We start from the raw sequence: 17,359 nt of genomic DNA on the forward strand, positions 1-17,359 counted from the left end.
TTGTCCTGTCTCCCACGGTGCGTTCGCCTCTGATGACGGGCCCCCGGACGGGCGAATCCTGGAAGGGTCAGGCAACGCATCGAACATCCGGGAAGTTCCCATGGACTCCGCCACGCAGGACGTGCGGGCCGTACCGAGCGGCCGTACGCAGTCACCCGATCCCGAGCAGTACCGCCCCGGGCGCACCATCACCGACTGGGCGCCGGAGGACCCCGTCTTCTGGCGGACCACCGGCAAGAAGGTGGCCACCCGCAACCTGTGGATCGCGGTCCCCGCGCTCCTGGTGGCCTTCGTGGTCTGGCAGGTGTGGTCCATCACGGCGACCAACCTCAAGGACGTGGGCTTCGGCTTCAGCCAGTCGCAGCTCTTCTGGCTGACGGCCGTGCCGGGCATCACCGGCGGTACCGCCCGCATCTTCTACACCTTCCTCGGCCCGATGATCGGCCAGCGCCGCTTCACGGCCATCTCCACGGTCGTGCTGATCGTCCCGCTGCTGTGGCTGGGCTTCGCGGTGCAGAACCCGGACACCCCCTACGGCGTGCTGATCGCGATCGCCGCGCTCTGCGGCATCGGCGGCGCGAACTTCTCCTCCTCGCTGGCCAACATCGGCTTCTTCTACCCCAAGCAGGAGAAGGGCAACGCGACCGGCATCAACGGCGGCCTGGGCAACCTGGGCGTCTCGGTGGTGCAGCTGCTGACCCCGATCCTGATCACCTCCTCGGTGCTGGCCATCGGCGCCGGCCAGAAGAAGGCCAACGGCTCGGAGATCTACCTCCAGAACGCCGCCTTCGTCTGGGTGCCGGTCTTGGTCGTGCTGGCGGCGGTCGCGTGGTTCGGGCAGAACGACCTGAAGGTCGCCTCCACCCCCTTCAGCCAGCAGAAGATCATCTTCAAGCGCAAGCACAACTGGCTGATGACCTGGCTCTACGTCGGCACCTTCGGCTCCTTCATCGGCTTCGCGGCGGCCCTGCCGCTGCTGATCAAGACCACCTTCCCGGCCTACTCGGTGGCCACCTACGCCTGGATGGGCCCGGCGCTCGGCGCCCTGGCGCGCTGGGCGGGCGGCTGGATCGCCGACAAGCTGGGCGGCGCGCGGGTGACGATCCTGTCCTTCGTGGGCATGGCGTTCTCCATCATCGGCGTGATCAACTTCCTGCCCGCCGGCGGTGACGGCGGCAACTTCTACGGCTTCTTCTTCTGCTTCCTGTCGGCCTTCTTCTTCTCGGGCATCGGCAACGGCTCCACCTTCCGGCAGATCCCGGTGATCTTCCGCGGCCAGCACCTGAAGGGGCTGACCGAGGGCACGCCGGAGTACGCCAAGGCGCTGAAGCAGGCCGAGATCGAGTCGGGCGCGGTCACCGGCTTCACCGCGGCCATCGCCGCCTACGGCTTCTTCTTCATCCCGGCGATGTTCGCCAACTTCGCCGTGACCAGCGCGATGTGGGGCTTCGTGGGCTTCTACGCGAGCTGCGTCGTGGTCGCCTGGTGGTTCTACGCCCGCAAGGGCGCCGAGGCGCCGAGCTGAGCCATGCTCTCGATGCTGCTCCAGCTGGGGGTGATGGTCGCGGCCATCGCCCTCGGCTCGCGTCAGGGGGGCGTGGGGATGGGGCTCTGGGGAGCGGTGGGCGTCTTCGTCCTGGCCACGGTCTTCGGGGTGCGACCGGCCGACACCGGCGGGATCGTCGACGTCATGCTGATCATCCTCGCGGTGATCATGGCCGCGGCCGCGATGGAGGCGGCCGGCGGGGTGGCCTACCTGGTGGGCCTCGCCGAGCGCGCCATCCGCCGCGACCCCCGCCGGGTCACCCTGATCGCCCCGCTGGTCTCCTGGGCCTTCACGCTCGGCGCCGGCACCGCCCACGTCTTCTACCCGCTGCTGCCGGTCATCCACGACGTGGCCCGGGAGGGCGGGGTGCGGCCGGAGCGGCCGATCGCGGTCTCCTCGGTCGCGGCGACCGTGGGCATCACGGCCTCCCCGGTCTCGGCCGCCATGGCCGCCATGATCGTGATGTTCGACGGGGACGGCTGGAGCCTTTCGCGGATCATGGCGGTGGCGGTCCCGTCCACACTGCTGGGCGTGCTGGCGGCGGTCGTGGTGCAGAGCCGGATCGGCAAGGAGCTCGCCGACGACCCGGAGTACCGGCGCCGGCTGGCGGCGGGCGAGATCGAACCGGTGGGAGCGGGGCGCTCCGGCGGCCCGGTCGCCGACGCGCCGCCGCCCCGGGCGCGCTGGGCGGCCCTGCTCTTCCTGGGCGGCACGGCGGCCGTGGTGGTGAGCGGGCTGTGCCCCGGGCTGCGGCCCGACACCGGCAAGGGGCCGCTGGCCATGCCGGCCACCATCGAGATCCTGATGATGGCGGTGGCGGCGCTGATCCTGCTGGTCTGCAAGGTCGACGCCAAGCGGATCCCGGGCACGGACGTGGCCCGGTCCGGGCTGGTGGCCGTGATCGGCGTCTTCGGGCTCTCCTGGCTGGGGCTGTCCTTCATCGGTGCCAACCAGGCGCGGATCACGGGTGCGCTGGGCGGGATCGCCCAGGGACACCCCTGGTTCTTCGCGGTGATGCTGCTCCTGCTCTCCGCACTGCTCTTCAGCCAGGCGACCACCACCAAGGCCCTGATGCCCCTGGGACTGGCGCTCGGCATCCCGGTGCCGCTGCTGATCGCCATGTGGCCGGCCGTGAACGGCTACTTCCTGCTGCCGACGTACGGCACCTTCATCGCGGCCATCAACTTCGACCGCACGGGCACGACCCGGGTCGGCCGCTTCGTGGTGAACCACTCCTTCATGATCCCGGGGCTGGTCACCACCGGAGTCGCGGTGGCCTCGGGCATGCTGCTGACCAAAATCTTGTGAATGCATTCACAAGCTCACGTAGGTCGTTAGTCCTTCCTGTCGTCGCAGGTCAGGGCGGGTCTGACCGTTCTGCCGGGGGAGCGTCCAGGACCTCCGGTCCACAAGGCGGGACCATCGCGGCCCCAAATGATCGATCAAAAGGCGTGCAATGGATGCAAGCAATGAGGCGACTTCGGAAGGTTGCGGGCCATGACTGCAGCTCGTGTGGAAGCAAGCGTGAACGGCGGGGCCTGGGAGGGCTTCAAGGGCGGGCTGTGGCGCGATGCCGTCGACGTCCGTGACTTCATCCAGCAGAACTACGCCCCCTACGAGGGCGACGACTCCTTCCTGGCCGGCCCCACCGAGCGCACGACCGCCGTGTGGAAGGCGATCACCGACAAGTTCCCCGAGGAGCGCGAGAAGGGCGTCTACGACGTCGCCTTCGACATCCCTTCCACGATCACCGCGCACGCCCCCGGCTACATCGACCGCGACAAGGACCTGATCGTCGGCCTCCAGACGGACGCCCCGCTCAAGCGCGCGATCATGCCCTACGGCGGCTGGCGCATGGTGGCCGGCGCGCTGGAGACCTACGGCTACCCGGTCTCCGCGGAGCTGGAGAAGGTCTTCACCGAGTACCGCAAGACCCACAACGCCGGTGTCTTCGACGCCTACACCCCCGAGATCCGGGCCGCCCGCAAGGCCGGCATCGTCACCGGACTCCCGGACGCCTACGGCCGCGGCCGCATCATCGGCGACTACCGCCGCGTCGCCCTCTACGGCGTGGACCGCCTCATCGCCTTCAAGAAGGAGGAGAAGGAAGAGCTCAACGCCCTCCCGGCGGACGCCGGGTCGGTCGAGGAGACCATCCGCCTGCGCGAGGAGCTTTCGGAGCAGATCCGGGCGCTGGGCGAGCTGAAGGCCATGGCCGCCTCCTACGGCTGTGACATCTCCGGCCCGGCCGCCACCGGCCGCGAGGCGATCCAGTGGCTGTACTTCGCCTACCTCGCCGCCGTGAAGGAGCAGAACGGCGCCGCGATGTCCCTGGGCCGCACCTCCACCTTCATCGACGTCTACCTCCAGCGCGACATCGAGGCCGGCCGCCTCACCGAGGAGAGTGCCCAGGAGCTGGTCGACGACTTCATCATCAAGCTCCGCATCGTCCGCTTCCTGCGCACCCCCGAGTACGACGAGCTCTTCTCCGGCGACCCGACCTGGGTGACCGAGTCCATCGCCGGCATGGGCGAGGACGGCCGCCCGCTGGTCACCCGCACCTCCTTCCGCTACCTCCAGACCCTCTACAACCTCGGCCCGGCCCCCGAGCCGAACATGACCGTCTTCTGGTCGCCGCAGCTCCCCCAGGGCTTCAAGGAGTTCTGCGCCAAGGTCTCGATCGACACCTCCTCCGTGCAGTACGAGTCGGACGAGCTGATGCGCCCGCGGTTCGGCGACGACACCGCCATCGCCTGCTGCGTCTCGGCCATGCCGGTCGGCAAGCAGATGCAGTTCTTCGGCGCCCGGGTGAACCTCGCCAAGACCCTCCTCTACGCGATCAACGGCGGCCGGGACGAGAAGTCCGGGGCCCAGGTCGGCCCCGCCACCGGCGCGATCACCGCCGAGGTCCTGGACTACGACGAGGTGATGGCCAAGTTCGACGAGCAGATGGAATGGCTCGCCAACGTCTACGTCCACGCCCTCAACGTCATCCACTACATGCACGACCGGTACGCCTACGAGCGCATCGAGATGGCCCTGCACGACCGGGACGTGCGCCGCACCATGGCCTGCGGCATCGCCGGCCTCTCGGTGGCCGCCGACTCCCTCTCGGCCATCAAGTACGGCAAGGTCACCGCGCACCGCGACGAGACCGGTCTCGCCACGGACTACACGATCGAGGGCGACTACCCCGCCTTCGGCAACAACGACGACCGGGTGGACGACATCGCCGTCTGGCTGGTCGAGGAGTTCATGAAGAAGGTGCGCAAGCACCCCACCTACCGCAACGCCGAGCACACCCAGTCGGTCCTGACGATCACCTCCAACGTCGTCTACGGCAAGAAGACCGGCAACACCCCCGACGGCCGCCGCGCCGGCGAGCCGTTCTCCCCGGGCGCCAACCCGATGAACGGCCGCGACACCCACGGCTACGTCACCTCCGCCCTGTCGGTCGCCAAGCTCCCCTACGAGGACGCCGAGGACGGCATCTCGCTGACCAACACGGTCACCCCCGACGGCCTCGGCCGCACCCCCGGGGAGCGGATCAAGAACCTGGCGGGCGTGCTCGACGGCTACATGGGCAGCGACGGCTTCCACATGAACGTCAACGTCCTCAACCGCGACGTCCTCAAGGACGCCATGGAGCACCCGGAGAACTACCCGCAGCTGACCATCCGCGTCAGCGGCTACGCGGTGAACTTCGTCCGGCTGACCCGCGAGCAGCAGCTCGACGTCCTCAACCGCACCTTCCACGGCGCCCTCTAGGCGCCCGGCGGCGCGCACCCCGCGCCGCCCCTCCGACCGCGCGGCCCGGGGCCGGCACCCTCACCCCGGCCCCGGGACCGCGCGCCACCAGCTCTCCCCATCCGACAGACCAGGGGTCCCTGCCATGACCGTCCTCCTCGGCTCGAACATCACCCGCGCCGCCACACCCGCGGCCGCCGCCACCCAGCGGCCCAGCGAGGGCTCGGTCCACTCCTGGGACCTGTCGACCGGCGTCGACGGCCCCGGCACCCGCTTCGTCACCTTCCTCTCCGGTTGCCCCCTGACCTGTCTCTACTGCCACAACCCCGACACCTGGCGGATGCGCAACGGCAAGCGCACCTCGGCCGACGACGTCATCGCCGAAGCCGGCAAGTACACCCGCTTCATCGCGGCCTCCGGCGGCGGTGCCACCGTCTCCGGCGGCGAACCGCTCCTCCAGCCGGTCTTCGCCGGGGAACTGCTCCACCGGATGAAGCACGAGCTGGGCCTGCACACCGCCCTGGACACCTCCGGCTTCCTCGGCGTCCGGGCCACCGACGCGCTGCTGCGCGACGTCGACCTGGTCCTGCTGGACATCAAGTCCTGGGACCGCGAGACCTACCGCAAGGTCACCGGCCGCCCGCTCGCCCCCACCCTGGACTTCGCCCACCGGCTGGCCGACCTGGGCAAGGAGGTGCACGTGCGGTTCGTGCTGGTGCCCGGTCTGACCGACGCCCCGGAGAACGTCGAAGGCGTCGCCGCCTTCGCCGCCTCCCTCGGCAACGTCTCGCGGGTGGACGTGCTGCCCTTCCACAAGCTCGGCGAGGCCAAGTGGCAGGCGCTGGAAATGAACTTCACCCTGCACGACACCCCCTCACCCACCCCCGACCAGGTGGCGCAGGCCCGCGAGACCTTCGCCGCCCACGGCCTGTACGCGGTCTGAGCCGCCGGGGGAACACCCTCACCCGAATGGCTCTTAACAGGACGAAACGGGTGATTCCCCTTAGCGTGGACGCGTGTCCACACCGACCTCCACCACCACGCGCTCGCACCGGGCGGAGACGTACAAGCCCGGTTCGACCATCGCCGACTGGCGACCCGAGGACGAGGCCTTCTGGCAGGCCACCGGCAAGAGGGTCGCCACCCGCAACCTGTGGATCTCCGTCCCCGCGCTGATGCTGGGGTTCGTGGTCTGGCAGGTCTGGTCCGTCACCGTGGTCAAGCTGGGCGACGTCGGCTTCGGCTTCTCCAAGTCGCAGCTCTTCTGGCTGACGGCCATCCCCGGCATCACCGGCGGAACCTTCCGGATCCTCTACACCTTCATCGGCCCGATCTTCGGCGAACGGCGCTTCACGGCCGTGAGCACGATCATCCTGGTCGGCCCGATGCTGTGGCTGGGCTTCGCCCTCCAGGACACCTCCACCCCCTACTGGGAGATGGCCCTGATCGCGGCCGTCTGCGGCATCGGCGGCGCGAACTTCGCCTCCTCCATGGCCAACATCGGCTTCTTCTTCCCCAAGCGGGAGAAGGGCAGCGCCAACGGCCTCAACGGCGGCCTGGGCAACCTCGGCGTCAGCGTGGTCCAGCTGGTCGCCCCGCTGGTGGTCACCGCGGCGGTCCTCGGCGCCCCGGCCGGCGACCCCCAGCGCGACACGAAGAAGAACACCGACATCTGGCTCCAGAACGGCGCCTTCCTGTGGGTGCCGCTGCTGGTGATCATGGCCCTGCTGGCCTGGTTCCTGATGAACGACCTGAAGGTCGCCGCGGCCCCCTTCAGCCAGCAGAAGGTCATCTTCAAGCGCAAGCACAACTGGCTGATGACCTGGCTCTACGTCGGTACCTTCGGGTCCTTCATCGGCTTCGCCGCGGGTCTGCCGCTGCTGATCAAGAACAACTTCGAGAGCCAGGGCTACCAGGCCACCACCTACGCCTGGATCGGGCCCCTGATCGGCGCGCTGATGCGCTGGGCCGGCGGCTGGCTGTCGGACAAGATCGGCGGCGCCAGGGTGACCATGCTGGCCTTCGTCGGCATGGCGGCGGCGCTGGTCGTGGTGATCTTCGCGCTGCCCTCCGGCGGCGACCAGGGAAGCTTCTGGACCTTCTTCGTCGGCTTCCTGGTGGCCTTCTTCTTCTCGGGCCTGGGCAACGGCTCGACCTTCCGGCAGATCCCGGTGATCTTCCGGGACCAGCACGCCAAGGAGGCGCAGGGCCAGGGCCCGGAGGCCGAGGCGGCCGCCCTGAAGCAGTCCGAGATGGAGGCGGGCGCCGTCACCGGCTTCTCCTCCGCCATCGCGGCCTACGGCTTCTTCTTCATCCCGGCGATGTTCGCGAACCTGGCCGTCACCACCGCGCTGTGGATGTTCATCGGCTTCTACGCGACCTGCCTGGTCGTGTGCTGGTGGTACTACGCCCGCAAGGGCGCCGAGGCACCGAGCTGAGACCCCCCGTCCGTCGCCGTACCCTGGGGGCATGAGCAGCACCAAAGGCACCCCCGGACCGCGTCCCGAGAAGGACGAGCCCCAGCCGAAGCCCAGGGCGTCCCTGATCTTCGACGACCCGCTGGACCGGCCGTCCTCGGACGACACCGACCGGGGGTGGGGGGAGCGACCGCCCGCCGACAGCGCGGCCGACCTGGCCCGCTTCCTCGACGAGAAGCCGCCCCACCACCTCTGAGTCGGCCGGGTCAGTCGGTGGCGGCCCGGTGCGCGCCGGTGCCGCCCTCGCGCTGGGCGACCAGCGTGTCGCGGATCTCCTTGAGCACTTCGAGCTCGGTGATCTCCACGACCTCCGCGACACCCTCCTTGGCCTTGCGGCGTGCCTCCTGCCGGGCCAGGTACTTCGACATCGGCAGGACCATCAGGAAGTACACCACCGCCGCGGTGATCAGGAAGGTCAGTGCGGCGTTGAGCACCGAGCCCCACAGGAGGTTGACCCCGATCGGGTCCCCCGTCTTGGGATCGATGCCGCAGGGCTTCTTCAGGCAGGAGCTGTAGGCGTCCAGGTTTTTCGTGCCGATCGCGCCGACCAGCGGGCCGATGATGCCCTTCACCACGGAGTTCACGATGTTCGTGAACGCGGCGCCGATGACCACCGCCACGGCGAGGTCGACCACATTGCCGCGCATCAGGAAGGCCTTGAACCCCGCCAGTACGCTGACCTTCTTCTCGCTCACCACTGAGCCTCTCTTCGCAGGTGTCGCCCTCGACGGACGTGGAGCCAACGGTTCCGAAAGTTACGGCAGTCGGGCCGCGACCTGTCCAATCGGCGCACTCCACACGGTGACTTGACTGGAAGCGTGTACGAATCAGCACAGCGTCACCGCCAGGTGTGCCACCGCGGCCGCGCCCACCAGCGCGCGTGCAGTCTCCCGCGGCACCGACAGGACCACCAGTGCCCCGCCGTCCCCGACACCCGCCTCCGCCGGGGGTACTTGGACCACCCGGGCGCCCGCCGCGACCACCCGGGGCCGCTCCCGCTCCCGGCCCGGCTCACCCGCCGCCACCACGTCCACCCGGTCCCCGGGCCGGAGGAGGCGTACCGTCGCCGCGTCGCTGATCCGCACCGGCGCCGACACCATCGCCACCGCCGCCACGGCCGCGGCCGGCGGGCGGGGCGGCGGATCCCCGCGCGAGGCCTGTGCCTGGGGACCTGCCGCCGCCAGCGCCGCGGCCGCCGCCGCGAGCCCCACGGCCGTCACCCGCCGCCGCCGTCGGACCGCCCGCCGCAGCCGGCCCGCACCGCCGCCGCGGACCCGCAGCGGCGCGAACGCCGGCACCGCCCGCTGCGGGGGACACGTCCCCGAAGGCCACGCGGGCGAAGGCGCGGAGGAAGGGGGAGAGAGCGAGGGAAGAGAAGAGAGGGAAGAGAAGAGGGAAAGGGATTCGGACACGACGAACACCGCCACTCGTGAGGACCCGCCCGGGCCGTTCGCCCGGACGCGATTCACGATGGCGGCATCCGCCGATCCGCGTGCCCGGCTGTGGACGAACCACAGCCTGTGGAAAACCCCGTCACCCTCAGGTGGAAGGGCCGCTGGCTACGGCAGCTCGATCCCCAGGTCCCAGCCGTCGTGCGCGTGCGTGCACAGGCAGTCCCGGCCCTCGGTCGGCTGCAGCCCCGCCACCGCGTCGAACAGGACCTTCCGCAGCCGGTCGACGTTCTCGCCGAACACCCGCATCACCTCGGTGTGGGAGACGCCCTCACCGGTCTCCGCCCCCGCGTCCAGGTCCGTGACCAGGGCCATCGAGGTGTAGCAGAGCCCCAGCTCGCGGGCGAGCACCGCTTCCGGGTGCCCGGTCATGCCGACCACCGCACCGCCCATCGCCGCGTGGAAGCGGGACTCGGCGCGGGTCGAGAAGCGGGGCCCCTCCACGACGACCATCGTCCCGCCGTCCACCGGCTCCCAGCCGTGCCCGCGCGCCGCCGCCAGGGCCGCCTGCCGCCCCACCGGGCAGTAGGGGTCGGCGAAGGTCGTGTGCACCACGTTGGGGACCGTGCCGTCCGGCAGCGGCTCCCCGTCGAAGAAGGTCTGCGCGCGGGACTTCGTCCGGTCGATCAACTGGTCCGGCACGAGCAGCGTGCCCGGCCCGTACTCGGACCGCAGCCCGCCCACGGCGCAGGGCCCGAGCACCTGGCGCACGCCCACCGAGCGCAGCGCCCACAGGTTGGCGCGGTAGTTGATCCGGTGGGGCGGGAGGTGGTGGCTCTTGCCGTGCCGCGGCAGGAAGGCGACCGAGCGGTCCGCGATCCGCCCGATGTAGAGCGCGTCGCTGGGCTTTCCGTAGGGCGTTTCGACCACCAGCTCGGAGACGTCCTCCAGGAAGGAGTAGAAGCCCGAGCCGCCGATCACGCCGATCTCTGCATGCACCATGCGTTCACCCTAGCGGGGGACGCCGAAGGCCCCGCCGACCGAGGTCGGCGGGGCCTTGGGAACGTGTCTGCGCGGATCAGGCCGCGGAGCTGCCGCCCGAGGACGAGGCGGCGGGGGCGGACGGCGCGGACGCCGCCGGAGCGGGCGCGGCGGCCGTCGACGTGCTCGACGAGGCCGGCTTCGAGGCAGGCGTGCTGCTCGAAGAGGCGCCGCGGCTGTCATTGCGGTAGAAGCCGGAGCCCTTGAAGACGATGCCGACCGCGGAGAACACCTTCTTCAGGCGTCCCTTGCAGTTCGGGCACTCGGTCAGAGCGTCATCGGTGAACTTCTGCACCGCCTCGAGGCCTTCGCCGCACTCGGTGCACTGGTACTGGTAGGTCGGCACGAATTTCCTCCTGGCACTCTGACTCAATGAGTGCTAACGACGCTCCATGGTGACGTATTCCGACGGATCAGTCCACCGTCACGGGTACGCGGTGACCGACACCACGCTCCGCGGACCGCTCGGCGGACACCTCGGTGACCCGCTGCGCCGAGGCGCTGACGATCCGGCTCGGGGCCTTGGGGGCCAGCCGCGAGCGCAGCGCCAGCAGCGTGGCCAGGGCCAGCGCGGTGGCGACCAGCGGGACCAGGAAGCCCGCGGACGAGCCGTGGGCGTCGGCCAGCCGGCCGGCCGCCGTGACGGCCGCGGCCTGGCCCAGCGCGACCGCGCCGGTCAGCCAGGTGAAGGCCTCGGTCCGGGAGCCGGCCGGGACCAGCTTCTCGACCAGCGTGTAGCCGGTGATCAGCGCGGGGGCGATGCACAGGCCGACCAGCAGGCCCAGGCCCGCGAGCAGCACCACGGAGTGCGCGGCCCACAGGACGGACGCGGCCACGGTCAGGCCCGCGTAGCCCATGATCAGGCGGCGGCGGGGGCCGATCTTCCAGGCGATCGCACCGCAGGCGATGCCCGCGATCATGTTGCCCGCGGCGAAGACGCCGTACAGCAGGCCGTTGACGCCCGGGTTGCCGATCTCCTCGGAGAAGGCGGTCAGCGAGACCTGCATGCCGCCGAAGACGGCGCCGATCCCGAGGAAGGCGATGACCAGGACCCGCACGCCCGGGATGGACAGGGCGGAGGAGCTGCCGTGGCCCGCGCCGGCGCCCGCACCGGCCGGCTTGGGCTGGGTGGCGCGCTGTGCGGCGAAGAGCAGGCCGCCCAGCAGGGTCAGGGTGGCCTCGGTGATCAGGCCGGCGGCCGGGTGCACCCCGGTGCACAGCGCGGTCGCCAGGACCGGGCCCACGACGAAGGTGAACTCGTCCGTGACGGATTCGAAGGCCGCGGCGGTCGGCAGCAGCGGCGAGCCCTCCAGGCGCGCGGCCCAGCGGGCCCGCACCATCGGGCCGACCTGCGGCACGGACGCACCGGCCGGCACGGCGGCCAGCGCCAGCGCCCACAGCGGGGCGCCCAGCAGCGCGAGCGCGGTCAGCGCGCTCACGGCGGCGGAGTGCGTCAGGACGACGGGGACCAGCACGGCGCTCTGGCCGAAGCGGTCGGCGAGCTTGCCCATCTGGGGGGCGAAGAGGGCCATGGCGACACCGGTGACGGCGGCGATGATGCCCGCGCTGCCGTAGGAGCCGGTGGTGTGCTGGACGAGCAGGACGATGCTGATCGTCAGCATCGCGAACGGCTGCCGGGCGGCGAACCCCGGAAGCAGGAAGCTGATGGCGCCGGGCGTGCGGAGCAGCTGCCCGTAGCCCGGTCGGGACGTCTCGGTCGTGACCGCGGATGCCACGGCCTTGCCTTTCTACCGCCTGGTAGTGCTCCCCGTCTGCGGGCAGTGCGGGCCTTGTGGGCCGCACCCGTACTGGGAGCTCCGAGAGCTGTCCTCATGCGCAGAACCGAGTGATACCTGGGCCACCCACTGCGGGGAGGGGCCACGGCCGCCGAGCGGTCGCGCCAGCTCTGCGTCAGGCAGAGTTGGTTCGATCTGGTGTCCTCTTATGGTACAGGTATCTGGCACTGGGTGCCTTGTGATTCCGCCGACAGATCCGCTTCTTCACCTGCGATTAACGGGCCGTTCGCGTTCCGAGCCTCCGGATTCTTTGGAACCTCGAGTTCCATTCCCTCCCGTGCCCAGCCAGCCGGCCAGCTTGCCACCCCGTGCCACGGCCCGCAGCCGCGCCTCGGCGGCGTCCCGTACCGGATCCGTGGCCACCACCAGCAGGTCGTCCCCGCGCCGCAGCACCGTCGACGGCAGCGGCACGAAGCTCTCGGCGTCCCGGACGACCAGGGTGACCGAGGCCCCGGGCGGCAGCCGCAGCTCGCTCACCTCGACGCCGTGCATCCGGGAGCCCTCCGGGATGGAGAAGGACAGCAGGTGGCCGCGCAGCCGCTCCAGCGGGGCGGACTCGATGCCCAGGTCGGTGGGGGCGCGGTCGGTGCCCAGCTCCAGCTTCCGGGCCAGCCAGGGCAGCGTCGGTCCCTGCACCAGCGTGTAGACGACGACCAGGATGAAGACGATGTTGAAGACCCGCTCGCTGCCCTCGATCCCCGACACCATGGGGATCGTGGCCAGGATGATCGGCACCGCTCCGCGCAGCCCCGCCCAGGACATCAGCGCCTTCTCCTGCCACGGCAGCCGGAACGGCAGCAGGCTGATGAAGACCTCGAGGGGCCGGGCGACCATCGTCAGCACCAGGCCGACCAGGATGGCCGGCAGGAAGTCGTTGCCCAGCTCGTGCGGGGTGACCAGCAGGCCCAGCAGCACGAACATGCCGATCTGGGCGATCCAGCCCAGCCCGTCGGCGAAGCCCCGGGTGGCCGGCCAGTGCGGCAGCTTGGCGTTCCCGAGCACCATGGCCGCCAGGTAGACCGCCAGGAAGCCGGAGCCGTGCGCGATCGCGCCGGCCGCGTACGCCACCACGGCGATGGCCATCACGGCGATCGGGTACAGGCCGGAGGCCGGCAGCGCGACGTGCCGCAGCCCGTACGCGCCCAGCCAGCCCACGGTCAGGCCGATGGCGACGCCGATGGCCAGCTCCAGGGCGATCTTGCCCAGCAGGACGTACCAGGAGTCCACCGGGCCGACCGTGGCGAAGGCCACGACCAGGATCACGACCGGAGCGTCGTTGAAGCCCGACTCGGCTTCCAGTACACCCGTCACGCGGGACGGCAGCGGGACCTTGCGCAGGACGGAGAAGACCGCCGCCGCGTCCGTCGAGGAGACGACCGCGCCGATCAGGAGCGACTGCCGCCAGTCCAGGCCCACCAGGTAGTGCGCGCCGGCGGCCGTCACGCCCACGCTGACCGCGACGCCCACCAGGGAGAGCGAGACCGCGGCGGGCAGGGCCGGCCGGATCACCTTCCACTTCGTCCCCAGACCGCCCTCGGCGAGGATCACGACCAGGGCCGCGTAGCCGATGACCTGTGTGAGCTCGGCGTTGTCGAAGACGACGTTGCCGATCCCGTCCTGCCCGATGGCGATGCCGATGCCCAGATAGATGAGCAGGCTCGGCAGGCCGCTCCGCGAGGAGACGCGTACCGCCGCGACGGCGATGAGCAGCACGAGGGACGAGACCAGCAGGAGCTCGTTGAGCTGGTGGACAGTCAGGGGGCGGTCCTTCCCGGGATCGCCTGCCGGATCGTTTCCCCGGCACGACGGCAACGGTGGTTACTTCGTTACCTTACCTAATCTTTGGGGATTCCTTTACGTGATTGCCACATTGTGAAACGCCAGTTCGAGGAAGTGCCTGACACCGCGTCCGAACGGGGCGGGCGCTGCGCCTATGGTTGCTCCCAGCACTCAGGACCACCCTGCCCCTCGAAGGACAGCGATGCCCGCGAACGAATCCGCCCCTTCCGCCAAGAAGAAGGGACGACGCGCCCGTCTGATCGTGCTCCTCCTGGTCCTGGCGCTGCTCGCGGGCGTCGGCTACGGCGCCTACTGGAGCGTGGACGGCGTCCGCGCCTCCTACCCGCAGACCACCGGGACGATCCAGCTCAAGGGGCTGGCCGGCCAGGTCGAGGTCAAGCGGGACGCCAACGGCATCCCGCAGCTCTACGCGGACACCGACGAGGACCTGTTCCGCGCGCAGGGGTTCGTGCACGCGCAGGACCGCTTCTGGGAGATGGACGTCCGCCGTCACATGACCTCCGGTCGTCTGTCGGAGATGTTCGGCAGCGGCCAGGTCGAGACCGATGCCTTCCTGCGCACCCTCGGCTGGCGCCGGGTCGCGGAGGCCGAGTACAGGACCAAGCTCTCCCTGCAGACGAAGAAGTACCTCCAGGCCTACGCCGACGGGGTCAACGCCTGGCTCAAGGGGCGCTCCGGCAAGGACCTCTCCGTCGAGCACCAGGCCCTCAAACTGAGCGACGACTACCGGCCCGAGGAGTGGACCCCGGTCGACTCCGTGGCCTGGCTCAAGGCCATGGCCTGGGACCTGCGCGGCAACATGCAGGACGAGATCGACCGCTCGCTGATGACCAGCCGGCTCTCCAAGGAGCAGATCGACCAGCTCTACCCGGCGTACCCCTTCGACCGGAACCGGCCGATCGTCGAGGGCGGCGGCATCGACTCCGGCACGGAGAAGTACGACCCCAAGGGCGGCTCCGGCTCCGGCTCGGACCCCTCCGGCAACGGCCTCTCCGGCGCGAGCCAGGGCCTGCACAGCCAGCTGGCCGCCCTCCAGAACACCCTCGACACGATCCCGGCGATCCTCGGCCCCAACGGCAGCGGCATCGGATCGAACTCCTGGGTCGTCTCCGGCAAGCACACCGTCACCGGCAAGCCCCTGCTGGCCAACGACCCGCACCTGGCCCCGCAGCTGCCCTCGGTCTGGTACCAGATGGGCCTGCACTGCCGGACGGTCTCGGCCTCCTGCCAGTACGACGTCGCCGGCTTCACCTTCTCGGGCATGCCCGGTGTGGTCATCGGCCACAACCAGGACATCGCCTGGGGCATGACCAACCTGGGTGCCGACGTCACCGACCTCTACCTCGAGCAGGTCAAGCCCGACGGCTACGTGCTCGACGGCCGCACCGAGCCCTTCGTGACCCGGGAAGAGGTCATCAAGGTCGCCGGCGGCGCGAGCAAGAAGATCACCGTCCGGACCACCAACAACGGCCCGCTGATCTCCGACCGCAGCGACGAGCTGGCCACCGTCGGCGAGCGGGCCCCGGTCGCCGCCTCCGCCCCGGACCGCGGCAACGGCTACGGCATCGCCCTGCGCTGGACCGCGCTGGACCCCGGCAAGTCGATGGACGCCGTCTTCCGGCTGGACCGCGCCAAGGACTTCACCGAGTTCCGGGCCGCCGCCCGCGACTTCGAGGTCCCCTCGCAGAACCTCATCTACGCCGACAACAAGGGCGACAACGGCAACATCGGCTACCAGGCCCCGGGCCGCATCCCGGTCCGCGGCACCGGTGACGGCCGGATGCCCGCCCCGGGCTGGGACTCGAAGTACGCGTGGAAGAAGTACATCCCGCAGGACGAGCTGCCCTGGGACCTCAACCCCAAGCGCGGCTACATCGTCACCGCCAACCAGGCCGTGATCCGCAGCGGTGAGGGCCGTTACCCGTACACCCTCACCACCGACTGGGGCTACGGCGCCCGCAGCCAGCGGATCAACGACCTGATCGAGGCCAAGCTCAAGGACAACGGCAAGATCTCGACCGACGACATGCGGGCCATGCAGACGGACAACAGCAGCGAGATCGCCACGCTGCTGACGCCCATCCTGGCCAAGCTGCCGATCAAGGACCCGGACGTGCGGGAGGCCCAGAAGCTGCTGGAGGGCTGGAACTACACCCAGGAGCCCGACTCGGCGGCCGCGGCCTACTTCAACGCCGTCTGGCGCAACATCCTCAAGCTCGCCTTCGGCGACAAGCTCCCCAAGGAGCTCCGGGTCGAGGGCAGCTGCCTGAACGTCCGCGCCGACACCAGCGGCCCGGCCGACGACCTGGCCGAGACGGTCCGCGAGTGCGGCGAGCGCAGCGAGGACTCCGCGCAGCCGGACGGCGGCGACCGCTGGTTCGAGGTGGTCCGCAAGCTGTCCAAGGACGAGAAGTCCGCCTGGTGGCAGACCCCCGGCACCCGTCTGGACCCGGCGACCACCAGCCGGGACGAGCTCTTCGCCCGCGCCATGAAGGACGCCCGCTGGGAGCTGACCGCCAAGCTCGGCAAGGACGTCGGCACCTGGAGCTGGGGCCGGCTGCACCGCCTGACCCTGAAGAACCAGACCATCGGCACCGACGGCCCCGGCTTCATGCAGTGGCTGCTCAACCGCGGCCCCTGGAACCTGGGCGGCGGCGAGGCCACCGTCAACGCGACCGGCTGGAACGCCGCCGCCGGCTACGGGGTCACCTGGGTGCCGTCGATGCGGATGGTCGTGAACCTGAAGGACCTCGACAAGTCCCGCTGGATCAACCTGACCGGCGCCTCCGGCCACACGTACAACAGCCACTACACGGACCAGACGGACCTCTGGGCCAAGGGCGAGCTGCTGGACTGGGCCTTCGGCAAGGACGCCGTCGAGAAGGCGACCAAGGACACGCTGGTCCTCAAGCCGTAGCCGGCGCCCCCTCGGGCCGGTCCGGCGCGCTCAGAAGCGCCGGACCCCCGAGGGGGTGGCCACGGCCCGCACCGGCCGGTCGTGCGGCTCCTCCGGGACCCGGTCGACCACCTCGGCGTCATAGAGGAGCACCACCAGTGCGGGGTCGGCCCCCGCGGCCGCCAGCCGGGCCAGCACCCGGTCGTACGAGCCGCCGCCCCGGCCCAGCCGCATCCCCCGGCCGTCCACCGCCAGCCCGGGCAGCAGCACCGCGTCGGCCTCCGTGACCGCCCCGGGACCCAGCCGGGGGCCGGCCGGCTCCAGCAGCCGCATCTTCCCCGGGTGGGCCGCCTCGGCCAGGCTCTGCGGGCCTTCGTACGCGGCCCAGTCGAGGTCGTTGTCGGGCAGCAGGACCGGCAGCAGGACGCGGGTGCCGCGCTCGCGCAGGAGGTCGAGCAGGGCGAGCGTGCCGGGCTCGGTCCCCACCGACACGTACGCGGCGACGGTCCGGGCGCCGGCCAGTTCGGGCAGGTCCAGGGCCTGCCGGGCCAGCAGGCCGGCGGCCTCGGCCACCGCGCCGGGGGACAACGCGCGGCGCGCGGCGAGCAGTTCGCGTCGGAGGTCCGCCTTGGCGGAACGGTTCAGTACCACAGCTGGCTCATAAA

14 protein-coding genes are annotated in these 17,359 nt (G+C 70.6%); 7 read left to right on the forward strand and 7 right to left on the reverse strand.

Translation table 11 applies throughout. From position 1 onward, the window contains the following. The first annotated feature begins 100 nt into the window (after positions 1 to 100). The 6 genes from AB0O40_RS10835 to AB0O40_RS10860 all read left to right on the forward strand — a co-directional run bounded on the left by AB0O40_RS10835 (position 101) and on the right by AB0O40_RS10860 (position 7,966). The gene (locus AB0O40_RS10835; protein WP_365038099.1) at positions 101 to 1,525 is read left to right on the forward strand and encodes an MFS transporter; all 1,425 of its coding nucleotides are present in this window, start codon (positions 101 to 103) and stop codon (positions 1,523 to 1,525) included. Positions 1,526 to 1,528: 3 nt separating this feature from the next. Further along, on the forward strand, positions 1,529 to 2,854 hold the full coding sequence (locus AB0O40_RS10840) for an anaerobic C4-dicarboxylate transporter family protein (RefSeq protein ID WP_365038101.1): 1,326 nt from the start codon (positions 1,529 to 1,531) through the stop codon (positions 2,852 to 2,854). Positions 2,855 to 3,043: 189 nt separating this feature from the next. After that, positions 3,044 to 5,314: a formate C-acetyltransferase gene (gene pflB / locus AB0O40_RS10845; RefSeq protein ID WP_365038103.1), complete on the forward strand. Its 2,271-nt coding sequence runs from the start codon at positions 3,044 to 3,046 to the stop codon at positions 5,312 to 5,314. A gap of 124 nt (positions 5,315 to 5,438) precedes the next feature. Then, positions 5,439 to 6,236 carry a pyruvate formate-lyase-activating protein gene (gene pflA, locus AB0O40_RS10850; RefSeq protein WP_365038105.1) on the forward strand — a complete coding sequence of 266 codons (798 nt, stop codon included), beginning with the start codon at positions 5,439 to 5,441 and terminating at the stop codon, positions 6,234 to 6,236. A 73-nt stretch (positions 6,237 to 6,309) separates the two neighbouring features. Continuing rightward, complete coding sequence (locus tag AB0O40_RS10855) at positions 6,310 to 7,731, forward strand: NarK family nitrate/nitrite MFS transporter (RefSeq protein WP_365038107.1); 1,422 nt, start codon at positions 6,310 to 6,312, stop codon at positions 7,729 to 7,731. A 31-nt stretch (positions 7,732 to 7,762) separates the two neighbouring features. Next, a complete protein-coding gene (locus AB0O40_RS10860) occupies positions 7,763 to 7,966 on the forward strand; it encodes a hypothetical protein (protein WP_365038109.1) in 204 nt (67 codons plus the stop codon). 10 nt (positions 7,967 to 7,976) lie between these two features. Here AB0O40_RS10860 and mscL read toward each other — a convergent pair whose 3' ends face one another. From mscL to AB0O40_RS10890, 6 genes are all read right to left on the reverse strand, one after another. Further along, entirely contained in the window at positions 7,977 to 8,465 is a 489-nt protein-coding gene (gene mscL / locus AB0O40_RS10865; protein ID WP_365038110.1) for a large conductance mechanosensitive channel protein MscL, read from the reverse strand. Between the two features lie 132 nt (positions 8,466 to 8,597). After that, positions 8,598 to 9,068, reverse strand: a complete 471-nt coding sequence (locus AB0O40_RS10870) for a hypothetical protein (protein WP_365038112.1) — start codon at positions 9,066 to 9,068, stop codon at positions 8,598 to 8,600. Between the two features lie 261 nt (positions 9,069 to 9,329). Beyond that, positions 9,330 to 10,163 (reverse strand): S-methyl-5'-thioadenosine phosphorylase, encoded by an 834-nt coding sequence (locus AB0O40_RS10875; RefSeq protein ID WP_365038114.1) that lies wholly within the window; start codon positions 10,161 to 10,163, stop codon positions 9,330 to 9,332. Positions 10,164 to 10,239: 76 nt separating this feature from the next. After that, a complete protein-coding gene (locus AB0O40_RS10880; RefSeq protein WP_365038116.1) occupies positions 10,240 to 10,548 on the reverse strand; it encodes an FmdB family zinc ribbon protein in 309 nt (102 codons plus the stop codon). A 67-nt stretch (positions 10,549 to 10,615) separates the two neighbouring features. Then, positions 10,616 to 11,938 (reverse strand): MFS transporter, encoded by a 1,323-nt coding sequence (locus AB0O40_RS10885; RefSeq protein ID WP_365038118.1) that lies wholly within the window; start codon positions 11,936 to 11,938, stop codon positions 10,616 to 10,618. Between the two features lie 264 nt (positions 11,939 to 12,202). Next, a complete protein-coding gene (locus AB0O40_RS10890) occupies positions 12,203 to 13,711 on the reverse strand; it encodes a potassium/proton antiporter (RefSeq protein ID WP_365038120.1) in 1,509 nt (502 codons plus the stop codon). 268 nt (positions 13,712 to 13,979) lie between these two features. On the opposite strand from AB0O40_RS10890, the gene AB0O40_RS10895 reads away from it, so the two are divergent. Then, entirely contained in the window at positions 13,980 to 16,715 is a 2,736-nt protein-coding gene (locus AB0O40_RS10895) for a penicillin acylase family protein (RefSeq protein ID WP_365038122.1), read from the forward strand. 30 nt (positions 16,716 to 16,745) lie between these two features. Here AB0O40_RS10895 and AB0O40_RS10900 read toward each other — a convergent pair whose 3' ends face one another. Next, on the reverse strand, positions 16,746 to 17,345 hold the full coding sequence (locus AB0O40_RS10900; protein WP_365038124.1) for a 5-formyltetrahydrofolate cyclo-ligase: 600 nt from the start codon (positions 17,343 to 17,345) through the stop codon (positions 16,746 to 16,748). Positions 17,346 to 17,359: the final 14 nt, after the last annotated feature.

Source organism: Streptomyces sp. NPDC089919, assembly GCF_040684615.1.
Lineage (GTDB): Bacteria > Actinomycetota > Actinomycetes > Streptomycetales > Streptomycetaceae > Streptomyces.

Coding starts and splice junctions, on each gene's coding strand:
- AB0O40_RS10835 (WP_365038099.1), top strand. CDS start 101: ATGGACTCCGCCACGCAGGACGTGCGGGCCGTACCGAGCGGCCGTACG.
- AB0O40_RS10840 (WP_365038101.1), top strand. CDS start 1,529: ATGCTCTCGATGCTGCTCCAGCTGGGGGTGATGGTCGCGGCCATCGCC.
- pflB (WP_365038103.1), top strand. CDS start 3,044: ATGACTGCAGCTCGTGTGGAAGCAAGCGTGAACGGCGGGGCCTGGGAG.
- pflA (WP_365038105.1), top strand. CDS start 5,439: ATGACCGTCCTCCTCGGCTCGAACATCACCCGCGCCGCCACACCCGCG.
- AB0O40_RS10860 (WP_365038109.1), top strand. CDS start 7,763: ATGAGCAGCACCAAAGGCACCCCCGGACCGCGTCCCGAGAAGGACGAG.
- AB0O40_RS10875 (WP_365038114.1), bottom strand. CDS start 10,163: ATGGTGCATGCAGAGATCGGCGTGATCGGCGGCTCGGGCTTCTACTCC.
- AB0O40_RS10895 (WP_365038122.1), top strand. CDS start 13,980: ATGCCCGCGAACGAATCCGCCCCTTCCGCCAAGAAGAAGGGACGACGC.